Source organism: Paenibacillus sp. 01T422, assembly GCF_056398785.1.
Map to the genome: position 1 here is coordinate 1 of NZ_JBFTQB010000181.1, position 10,741 is coordinate 10,741.

The 10,741-nt window shown below is 48.9% G+C and carries 7 protein-coding genes and 1 pseudogene; 1 reads left to right on the top strand and 7 read right to left on the bottom strand.

What is annotated here, in order from left to right:
- From AC1DUA_RS12600 to AC1DUA_RS12615, 4 genes are all read right to left on the bottom strand, one after another.
- Nucleotides 1-963 (bottom strand): PucR family transcriptional regulator ligand-binding domain-containing protein (locus AC1DUA_RS12600; protein WP_477500083.1); only part of this gene is annotated, 963 nt, incomplete at its 3' end.
- A gap of 208 nt (nucleotides 964-1,171) precedes the next feature.
- Nucleotides 1,172-1,405 (bottom strand): PaaI family thioesterase, encoded by a 234-nt coding sequence (locus tag AC1DUA_RS12605; RefSeq protein WP_477500084.1) that lies wholly within the window; start codon nucleotides 1,403-1,405, stop codon nucleotides 1,172-1,174.
- The gene (locus tag AC1DUA_RS12610) at nucleotides 1,402-3,072 is read right to left on the bottom strand and encodes a long-chain-fatty-acid--CoA ligase (protein ID WP_477500085.1); all 1,671 of its coding nucleotides are present in this window, start codon (nucleotides 3,070-3,072) and stop codon (nucleotides 1,402-1,404) included. The genes AC1DUA_RS12605 and AC1DUA_RS12610 overlap by 4 nt, the downstream gene beginning before the upstream one ends.
- A 35-nt stretch (nucleotides 3,073-3,107) precedes the next feature.
- The gene (locus AC1DUA_RS12615; protein ID WP_477500086.1) at nucleotides 3,108-4,880 is read right to left on the bottom strand and encodes an acyl-CoA dehydrogenase family protein; all 1,773 of its coding nucleotides are present in this window, start codon (nucleotides 4,878-4,880) and stop codon (nucleotides 3,108-3,110) included.
- Between the two features lie 18 nt (nucleotides 4,881-4,898).
- Between AC1DUA_RS12615 and AC1DUA_RS12620 the strand changes: the two genes are divergently transcribed.
- Nucleotides 4,899-5,177, top strand: a complete 279-nt coding sequence (locus AC1DUA_RS12620) for a hypothetical protein (RefSeq protein ID WP_477500087.1) — start codon at nucleotides 4,899-4,901, stop codon at nucleotides 5,175-5,177.
- A gap of 79 nt (nucleotides 5,178-5,256) precedes the next feature.
- Here AC1DUA_RS12620 and AC1DUA_RS12625 read toward each other — a convergent pair whose 3' ends face one another.
- The 3 genes and pseudogenes from AC1DUA_RS12625 to AC1DUA_RS12635 all read right to left on the bottom strand — a co-directional run.
- A complete protein-coding gene (locus tag AC1DUA_RS12625) occupies nucleotides 5,257-6,438 on the bottom strand; it encodes an acetyl-CoA C-acyltransferase (protein ID WP_477500088.1) in 1,182 nt (393 codons plus the stop codon).
- Nucleotides 6,439-6,635: 197 nt separating this feature from the next.
- Entirely contained in the window at nucleotides 6,636-9,029 is a 2,394-nt protein-coding gene (locus tag AC1DUA_RS12630; protein ID WP_477500089.1) for a 3-hydroxyacyl-CoA dehydrogenase/enoyl-CoA hydratase family protein, read from the bottom strand.
- A gap of 169 nt (nucleotides 9,030-9,198) precedes the next feature.
- A pseudogene (locus AC1DUA_RS12635) lies at nucleotides 9,199-10,736 on the bottom strand (heterodisulfide reductase-related iron-sulfur binding cluster); the annotation flags it as partial.
- Nucleotides 10,737-10,741: the final 5 nt, after the last annotated feature.

Here is a 10,741-nt window from a genome sequence, read left to right on the forward strand (position 1 = left end):
CCCTTGGCGTTGTTCGTCTAACTGAGCTTCGGGTTTGCTTTTGCTGATCACGCATTGGTAAGCACCCGTAAAGAGTGTTAAGCCTCTACCCTCCGCCTGCTCCAGGAACTCCTCGAGGGACGTCCCTTTCTCCAGATAGCGATACAGCGAGTTTTGCAAATCCCGCTCCGCCGATGCCTCTACATGTGATCGGAACGTGTAGTTCATATGAAAAGTTAGGATGTCAGCCGCTTGCTGGAATAAACCTTCCTCGACATTGGCAAGCAGAACAACATCTGGCATGATCAGCAAATGTCCAAGGAGTTCATCGTCCTGGTGGTAGAGCCCTACCCGGTATGCGCGGTCTTTGTTCGCATATACCCAGCCACACTTTCTCTTAGGCCAATTCTGAGCTAGCTGATCTTGCTTCCACGCACTTGTATTATATAAAATTTGCCCTCTAGCCCCAACTACAGCCATAGGATAACCAAGAATATTACTCAGTAATTGGAACATTGACGCCATATTGTCTTGTTTCAAACCGAACTGCATCAACTTCGTCTGTTTCTCAAGCACGGATTGAAGCAGCTTCGTATTGCGGCGGTATTCCGCATTGAACAAGGCATTCATTTGATCAGAGAAAGTAAACTGGAAGGGCATCTCAATAATCGGAAAATGCAACCGATCCGCTTCCTCGACAACAACCTGTGGCAGCTCCGTCCAAAACCGTCCAAGCTTGATCCCTAGTCCAGCAGCGCCGCGATCATTCAATTTCCGAAGTAAATTGACCGTTTCCTGCGGACTATCCTTCATGGCGAAAGCAGTGGTGAAGAGCATCTCGCCGGATTTCGTCCAATCCGCAATATCTGGCGCGTCCATAACATTGACAGATTTAACGATGCGGGATTCCCCTTGCTTGCCAGCGACAAGCTTCGCTTCCGTTAATGGATAAATGGCTAATGCTTCACGAATGGTAAGATGCATCGTGCTTCCCCCCTTATGCCTTTTAACAGATTATAGGATGACATGACCCAAAGAGTCAATGGATTTGTGTCATATTATATGACATCGGTTAATTTTTTTTGAACGATTTATGTCTATATCGCACAACGATGTTATTTAATATAACATTAAAACACAAAAAACGAAGGACATGCTTGCACATGCCCCTCGTTCCTTAAGCCGTTTCCTACTAAATCACCCGAAACGTTCCCGTCCCCATTGTGCCTAAATTACCATCGCGATCCATTACTCGTCCTTGTGTTGTAATCATTTTGCGGGATTGATGAATAAGCTCAGCCGTTACAATCAGCCGTCCTTCATAAAGCGGGGCGACGAAGTGAACGTTCAGATTCGTTGTTACAACCTTATCCTCCGGCCTTGCTGTCATGACGACAATCCCCATTGCATTATCCGAGACGCTCAAGTTTTTTTCTCTTCTTCTATTAATTGCCTTCGCAGCACTTTCCCAATCATCGTCTTTGGCAGGGATTGCCGGAATTCCACCTTCCGAGGGACTTTAAAAGCGGCCAAACGTTCACGGCACCACAGCTCCAGCTCTTTTTCCGTTAACTTCATTCCCGGCTTCAATACAATAAATGCTTTCACCGTTTCCCCCCGGTATTCATCCGGCACGCCAACAATCGTCGCCTCCAAAATAGCCGGATGCTCAAAGAGCACTTCCTCAATTTCCCGAGGATAAATATTGAAGCCACCAGCAATAATTAGATCCTTTTTGCGGTCTACTATAGAGAAAAAGCCATCCTCATCCATGCGTCCCATGTCCCCTGTGTAGAGCCAGCCATCGCGAATCGTCATCGCCGTTTCATGCTCTCGCTGCCAATAGCCTTTCATCACCTGCGGACCCTTAATCAGCAATTCACCGATTTCCCCGATCGGCAATTCTTCACCGGAATTCACATCCACAACTTTGGCAGCTGTATCGGGTAAAGGCRCACCAATCGAACCAATTTTACGATAGCCCCAAATGGGGTTAGCATGCGTAACCGGAGAGGTCTCTGTTAACCCGTAGCCTTCAATTAGCTTACCTCCAGTCAAAGCTTCAAAACGCTCCTGAACCTCTAAAGGAAGAGGCGCTGAACCGCTTACACATACATTAATGGAGGAAATATCAACTTCTTTTACCCGTTTATGATTGATAATTGCAATGTACATCRTAGGCGCTCCAGGAAAAATCGTAGGCTTCATCTTGTTGATCGTATCTAAAATCAAGTCGATATCGAATTTTGGAATCAGAATCAGCATACCCGCCTGCAGCATAGATTGATTCAGCAAAACCGTCAAGCCAAACACATGGAAGGTGGGAATCGCTCCAAGGAACCGCTCACCCCCCATTTGAACCCGATAACACCATTTCGTCGTTTGGTACGTGTTGGCGATTAAATTGCTGTGAGTCAGCATGACTCCCTTCGAAATCCCCGTTGTACCACCCGTGTACTGAAGCAAGGCAATATCCGTATCCGCATCTGCCTCCAAGCAAATAGGTTTAGCTGAGGCCGCACGAAGCAATTTCTTGAAAGCGTACACGCCTTCGCCATAAGCAACGTCCAGCTTTGCGCCGTCTTTTTTCATTTTAATCGGATATAAGACATTTTTTGGAAAAGGCAAGTAATCCTTAATCGACGTCACAATGACGTGTCGAATCGGCGTCTGCGCTTTAGTCTTCTGCACACGATTAACTAATAAATCCAGCGTAACAATGACCTCTGCCCCGGAATCGGAGAGCTGGTGCGCCAGCTCTCTTTCCATATACAGCGGATTCGTCATGACGACGATCCCGCCCATCATGAGCGTTCCGAAGTAGGCGATAATGGCGGACGGGCAATTGGGCAGCATGATCGCTACGCGATCCCCTTGGCATACGCCGAGTTCCTTAAGAGCATTCGCAAAGCGATAAGACGCATCAAGCACCTCATGATAACGCATTGTTTTGCCTAGGAAATACAAGGCAGGTCGGTCCGGATACTTATGCGCGGAATCTACCAACAAACGTGCAAGATTATGCTTAGGGTACTCGTACGTCGGCGCCACTTCCTCTGGATAATGACGCAGCCAAGGCATTGCCTCACTCATACAAACCATCMCCTTCAGGTTCTTCACACGGATGACTAGACGATGAATTTCTCACCCTGAATAACACGTGCGGCGATGTCGCGCTTCAGCTGGGTTGTGTTGACAGCGCTGCGTCTTGACAGCTTTTTCAAAATCGATAATTGAGTCCGAAGAACATCTCCTTCCTCCATCGTACTGAGCGCTTCCTTCGCGTATGCCTCAATTTTGTCAAAAGCTTCATGCACGAAAACCGTTGTCACCTGAATCGCATTTTTCGCTTTCTCTTCTCCACTCTTGGCAATTCGTTTTTGCGTACGAAGCAGTCCGCTCTCTCCAGCAAAAATCTGAATCATGATATCAGCTAAATTACTTAATACTTCCTGATGTTTCTCCAAGGCCATTCCATACTTCTGCACGGCAAGTCCGCCAACCATAAGGAAGATTTTCTTCGCCATCGAAATCAGATGCGTCTCTTCAGCCAGTGTACCGTCAAAAGTTTGGCCTGGAACGATCGACAGCAGTTCGCCTTGGAGCGCTTGCGCTTTTTGCATCAAAGGCAGCTCGCCTTTCATGGCTTTCTTCACCAATGTACCCGGAATGAGCAGGCGGTTAATTTCATTCGTTCCTTCGAAAATACGATTAATCCGCGAATCCCGATAAATGCKCTCTACTTTATACTCCTGAATGTAGCCGTATCCACCATGAATTTGCACGCCTTCATCGGCAACAAAATCCAAAACTTCCGATGCAAACACCTTATTAATCGAGCATTCCAATGCGTATTCAGAAATGCCTTTGGCCGAATGCTTCCCTGCATCGAGACTTGTATGGTCAATGTCTTTCAGAATTTGATCCATCAGCCCCGTCGTTCTATAGACCATGCTCTCCAGCATATACGTTTGAATATTCATTTCAGCCAACTTCTTGCCGATCAACGGAAATTTGGAAATGGGTGTATTAAACTGTTGGCGGGTATTCGCATATTTGGCCGACAACTCGATCGTTTCCTTCGATGCGCCCAGGCAGCCTGTAGCCAATTTGTAACGGCCGATATTCAAAATGTTAAAAGCAATAAGATGGCCCTTCCCAATTTCGCCTAACAAATTCTCCACCGGTACTTTGACATCTTCGAAAAAGAGCGGTCTGGTCGACGAGCCTTTAATCCCCATCTTCTTCTCTTCCGGTCCCATCGTAAAGCCCGGGTCCCCTTTCTCCACAATAAACGCCGTGAACTCCGTGCCATTAATTTTGGCATACACAATGAAAATGTCAGCAAATCCTGCATTCGTAATATATAGTTTGGAACCATTCAGCAGGTAATGTTTGCCATCACCAGAAAGCCGCGCAGTCGTTCTTGCACCTAATGCATCTGAGCCTGACGTCGGCTCGGTTAAGCAGTAAGCGGCAATTTTGGAACCTGTGGCGAGGTCCGGCAAAYACTTTTTCTTCTGCTCAGGAGTCCCGAAAAACACAATTGGCAGCGTTCCAATTCCGACATGCGCTCCTATCGATAATGCAAAAGCTGACGCTTGCGCCAGATTTTCACTAATGATTGTGGAGCTTACCTTATCAAGTCCAAGGCCGCCATAAATCTCCGGCACGTCAGCTCCGAGTAAACCAAGCTCACCGGCGCTTCTCATCAGTTTAACCGTCAAATCGTAATTCAGCTTTTCGATATGCTCATCATTCGGCAGCACTTCGCCCGCTACAAAATCGCGCGTCGTCTCTGCGATCATGCGATGCTCCTCGGTAAAATCCTCCGGCGTCACGATATTGTGGAAATCGATATCTGAAATGACAAAACTGCCGCCTACGACTTTATCTGACATGGTTCATCTCTCCTCAGAATGAATTGGACAAGGGTTAATAAATGGCTGCAGAAGCTGGAACTGATGCAAGTGCTGAAACGGATGTGCAAGAGCTGGAACAGCTGCAGGACCTGGGCAGATCTGAAAGCTGGAACAGATGCAAGAGCTGGAACTGATGCAGAAATTGGTTACCGTCAGCGTTTAGCTGGAATTACTACCGCTATTTCAGCGGAATTCTTCAGAAAAAGGCATATAAATGGAAAAACTCCCGCTAATTCAATCCAATCGGTTCGAATGGAGCGATTGGATGACCAATAGCGGGAGAAATTCCCGTTAATTGGATGTGAAGTCATATTGGCGAATGATTAGCAGGCGTTTTTCCCGCTAATTACTCTGGTCAAGCGTGTACCTCGAACACACCGGCAGCCCCCATACCGCCGCCGATACACATCGAGACTACGCCATAACCGCCACCGCGCCGCTGAAGTTCATGAATTAATGAAGTCGTCAACTTCGCGCCGGTACATCCAAGCGGATGCCCGAGAGCAATCGCGCCGCCGTTCACATTCACCAGCTCCTCGTTCAATCTGAGCTCACGAATAATATGCATGCATTGCGAAGCGAAGGCTTCGTTGATTTCAAACAGATCCACCTGATCCTGGGTGATCCCCGCCATCTGCAGCGCCTTCGGAATCGCCTTCACCGGGCCAACCCCCATAATTTCCGGCTCCACACCGGAAAGCGCAAAAGACCTAAACGTCGCCAGCGGCTTCAGCCCGAGCGCCTCCGCGCGCTCGCGGCTCATCATCACGGCCGCCGCTGCGCCGTCCGACGTCTGTGACGCGTTGCCCGCCGTCACAGTGCCATGCAAGCTGAACGTAGGCTTCAGCTTGGCAAGCCCTTCCACGGATGTATCGGGGCGAACGCCCTCATCCGCGGCAAACACGAACGAACGCTCAAACRCTTTGCCGCGTTCGTCAATGCCCTTCATGCTCGTGCTGACCGGCACGATCTCGTCTACGAACTTGCCGGCTGCTATCGCCGCAGCCGCCAGTCGATGGCTCCGCGTCGCGAAGCCATCCTGCGCTTCGCGCGAAATGCCGAAGCGCTGCGCCACAGCTTCGGCCGTATGCCCCATGCCCATGTACACCTCAGGCATGGTCTCAACCAGCCGCGGGTGCGGCGAGAGCTTGAAGCCCGTCATCGGGACGTGGCTCATGCTCTCTACGCCTCCGGCGATGATCACCTCCGCGTGGCCCAGCATAATGCGCTCCGCCGCATAAGCGATGGCCTGCAGCCCGGAGGAACAAAAGCGATTGACCGTGATCGCCGGCACGGTCACTGGGAATCCCGCATAAAGCGCCATCGTGCGGGCGAAGTTGAGCCCTTGCTCACCTTCTGGCATGGCGCAGCCGATGATGATGTCGTCAACATCACCTTTGCCCACACCAGGAGCCCGACGCACAGCCTCCTCCAAGACGGCTTTGCCTAGATCCTCCGCTCTCGTTTGAGCGAAGCTGCCTTTCTTCGCGCGTCCAACTGCGGTGCGCGTAATCGATACAATGACTGCTTCCTTCATCGTTTCTCACCTCAATTAGAGTAGTAAGACGTGCTATTTCACGCATTTTCATACATATTTCCCATTCACGTTCCTCTTCGCATTTCCGTTCTTATCTCGATTCGTACTCGCATTCGTATTCCCGTTCATATTTCCGTTCGCACGTCCATTCAAATCTCTACTCGTATCTCCATTCGCACTTCCTCTCACATTCACTGTTAATTACGCAGCGCTTTCCCTTTAGAAAGCATATATTGCATACGCTGCTGTGTTTTCAATTCCCCACACAGACTAAGGAAAGCTTCTCTTTCCAAATCAAGCAAATATTGCTCGCTGACCAGCGTACCAGCCGGAACATTCCCGCCAGCAAGCACATGCGCCAACTTATTAGCGATAAGTACATCATGGTCGCTGATATAGCCGCCCTGCTTCATGGAGTAGGCACCAACCTGCATGACGGCTTTGCCATTTTCGCCGACAACGCGGATTTTCTCTTGCGCAGTTGGCGTATAACCTGCCGCATCCATACGCAGCACGGCTTGTTTGGCCTCATAAATCCGATGATCCGGATTGATAACGACCGTATCTTGAGGCCGCATATAACCGAGCCGTTTCGTATCATGCCCGCTTGTTGACACCTTGGCCATCGCCACCGTCTCAAAGCTTGCATTAATCCAAGGCTGTAGATCTACTTCAGGATCACGCACCAGCGAGCTCGCCCTGAGCGCCAGCTCTTTACAGCCGCCTCCAGCTGGAATTAAGCCCACGCCAACCTCCACGAGTCCATAATACGTCTCCGATGAGAAAATTGTTTGATCAGCCGGCATACAAGCTTCAACGCCACCGCCGAGCGTCATTTTATGAGGCGCTGCAACTACGGGTTTATCCAAGCTCTTGAGCTTCATCATCGAATTTTGAAATAAACGGATAATGCCGTCCACTTCATCCCACTCGCCGTCTTGCGCCTCCATGAGCAGCAGCATTAAGTTGGCGCCAACACAGAAGTTTTTCCCCTCATTTGCAACGACAAGCCCGCGGTAATTGCTGCGAACCTCGTCTACACTCTGTTGAATCATGGTGAGAATATCTCCACCTATTGCGTTGTTTGGAGATTGAAACTCCAGGCAGGCAACGCCGTCACCAATATCAATCAAATTTGCGCCGCTGTTCGAACGAATGACTTTATTTTGCTGCTTTAAAGCGGCCAGAGAGATAAGCTCGGGTTTTGTTTCAATGCCATGATACTCATTTTTCAAATAATAAAAGCTGTGCCCTTCCTTACTTGTATAGAAGCTGTCGTTACCCGCGGCAATCCAAGCTTTAACCCAGTCAGGCACTTCGCTGCCTTCAGCCTCCATTCGCTCCACAGAACGCTTAAGTCCAATGGCATCCCACGTCTCGAAAGGCCCCAAATCCCAGTTAAATCCCCATTTAAGCGCATTATCGATCTCGACAACAGAGTCTGCAATTTCATCCAATTTGGCCGCGGAGTACAGTAGCACTGGCTTCAAAATGTTCCACGCGAGCTCAGAGTATCGATCCTTAGCCCCTAGCAACGCCTTGAGCTTTCCACTTGTGCCTTTGGCTTGCTTGGCAGCTTCCAGGGAGGCTGAGCTGACTTTTCGGCTTGCCGCATACGTCATGCTGTTTAAATCCAGCGATTGGATTTCTTTTCCAGCGTCACTTTTTACTTTTTTATAAAAACCTTGACCTGTCTTTTCCCCGATCCAGCCTTTTTCCACCATCGTTTGTAAAATTGCCGGCGTGTCGAAAACAGCCTTCTCACTCGGATCATCGACCAGCCCAAACACGTTATTCGCGACATGTACAAAAGTGTCCAGACCAACCAAATCCAGCGTTCGGAACGTTGCGCTTTTCGGTCGCCCCATTGCAGGACCTGTCACTGCATCGACTTCTTCAACGGAATACCCGTTTGTGAGCATTTCGCGCAGCGTAACTAGRAGCCCATAAGTGCCAATCCGATTAGCAATAAAATTCGGTGTATCCTTTGCTTGCACGACACCTTTCCCAAGTTTCTTCTCACAAAACTCAGTCATTAAGGAAGTAATTACCGGGTCTGTGTGTTGACTTGGAATGACTTCGAGAAGCTTCATATAACGAGGTGGATTAAAGAAATGAGTGCCTAAGAAATGCTTTTTGAATTCATCGCCTGCATGCTCAATCATTGCATGAATGGAAATGCCGGACGTGTTGGAAGAAACGATTGTCCCCGGCTTCCAAACCTTTTCAATACGGCTAAATAACTGCTGCTTCGCCTGCAAATTTTCCACGATGACTTCAATGATCCAATCCACATGGCCGAGCTTTGCCAAATCATCTTCCAAGTTCCCCGGGGTTATTCGATCGATGAAGGCCTCACTGTACAGGGGGGCTGGGTTCGTCTTTTTGAGTTTATCCATCGCATTAATGGCTAGACGGTTCCTTACTTTCGGATGTTCCAGCGTTAATCCTGCGGATTCTTCTTGCGGCAATAGCTGGGCTGGCACCATATCAAGCAATAAGACAGGAATGCCTACATTTGCTAGATGAGCAGCTATGCCGGAGCCCATCACACCGGAGCCGATAACGGCAGCAGTACGAATCTTTGTCATATGGAAATATCCTCCTACATGAAATTTTCAGTCTGTCTTAAGTTGTTCCAAATACAGACGTAGCTAGAATTTCAGCGATATCTCGCGCTTTGACTCGCTCCTCGACCTCCTTCAGCTTGGTTCCATCCTCCACCATCGTTAAGCAATACGGGCAGGCCGAAGAGATGACCGTTGGATTCACACTCAATAATTGTTCCGTGCGTGCTACATTAACGCGTGTACCAGCGGTTTCTTCCATCCACATCATCCCGCCTCCGGCACCGCAGCACATACTGTTTTCACGGGAACGCGGTTGTTCTACCAATACAACCCCTGGAATCGCACGCAAAATGCTGCGTGGTTCCTCATACACCTCGTTGTAACGGCCAAGGTAACAGGAATCGTGATACGTAATGCGTTCTTGCACCTCGTATTGCGGTTTCAAGCGCCCTTCTTTCACCCATACATTGAGCAGTTCTGTGTGATGAAAAACATCGGCCTCCAGGCCAAATTCGGGGTACTCATTTTTGAAAATATGATACGTGTGCGGGCAGGTCGTTACGATTTTCCGAACCTTATACTTTTGAAAAGTCGCAATATTGTCGGCACACAGCTGTTGGAAAAGAAATTCATTCCCCATACGGCGGGGGGTATCGCCCAATTTCGGCAGGTCGTGCAGGCCCAGAGCTCCTCCTCTGTGATGATGCCGCCGATAAGCTCCACCTCTAACGGGTTATGCCCGCTATGTGTGGCGAATGCCGCCGCCGGAACCCACGGCGATTTGGACGTGATAGCAGCGCCCTTTTCAGTCAAATGGTCACGCAGCTTCGTAATCAGATGCATAGGTGAAAGCATCTTGCCTGTTGTATTAGCTGGGCATACATTCGTGCAGCGCCCGCACTCCACACAGGAGTAGAAATCCAGCATCTGCTTTTGCGTAAAATCTTCAATTTTGCCTACACCGAACGATTCCGCTTCTTCATCCTCCAAATCAAGCGAAGCCAGCTTGCCCGTTGGCTCCGTGCGTCGGAGCAAAATATTGATAGGCGCAGTAATAATATGAAAATGCTTCGATTGCGGAACATAGATGAGGAAAGACAGCAAGATCAGCAAATGCATCCACCAGCTGGCATAAAATCCTATCGTCGCTCCTGTATGCGAAAGACCACTAAACATCCCAGCAAAAACCGATGAAATAGGCGCATAACCTGAAGCTCCCAGCCCCTCTCGCACCCTTTCAAAACCTCCGCTGACAACGACAGATAACAGGAGGAAAAAGATGAAGAATACAACAATACTTGGCTTCCAGCCCCGCTTGAGACGTTTAAGCTTTTCAATATAACGGCGATACGTCGCATAACCCATAGCCAGCAGAATCAGCGCAACCGTTACTTCCTGGATGAAAGTAAAATAATCGTAACCGGGAATTGGTAACCCACGGCCAATTAATCCTTTTAGAATCAGATCAAGCGCTCCTAGCTGCAAAATAAGAAAACCATAGAAGATGACGATGTGCATGATGCCGCTTTTCTTATCCTTCAGGAGTTTCGTCTGGCCGAACACTTGAATGGCAAATTCCTTTAATCGAGCCTTGGCTTCTTTCTTCAAGTTCACTGATTTCCCTAACTGGATGTACAAATATCGGTGGTAGACAATTCGGCCAAATAAGAACAACGCATATCCGGTAACCACTAGAAACAATACAAACTGAATGAGTGAACCAATCATGGAGG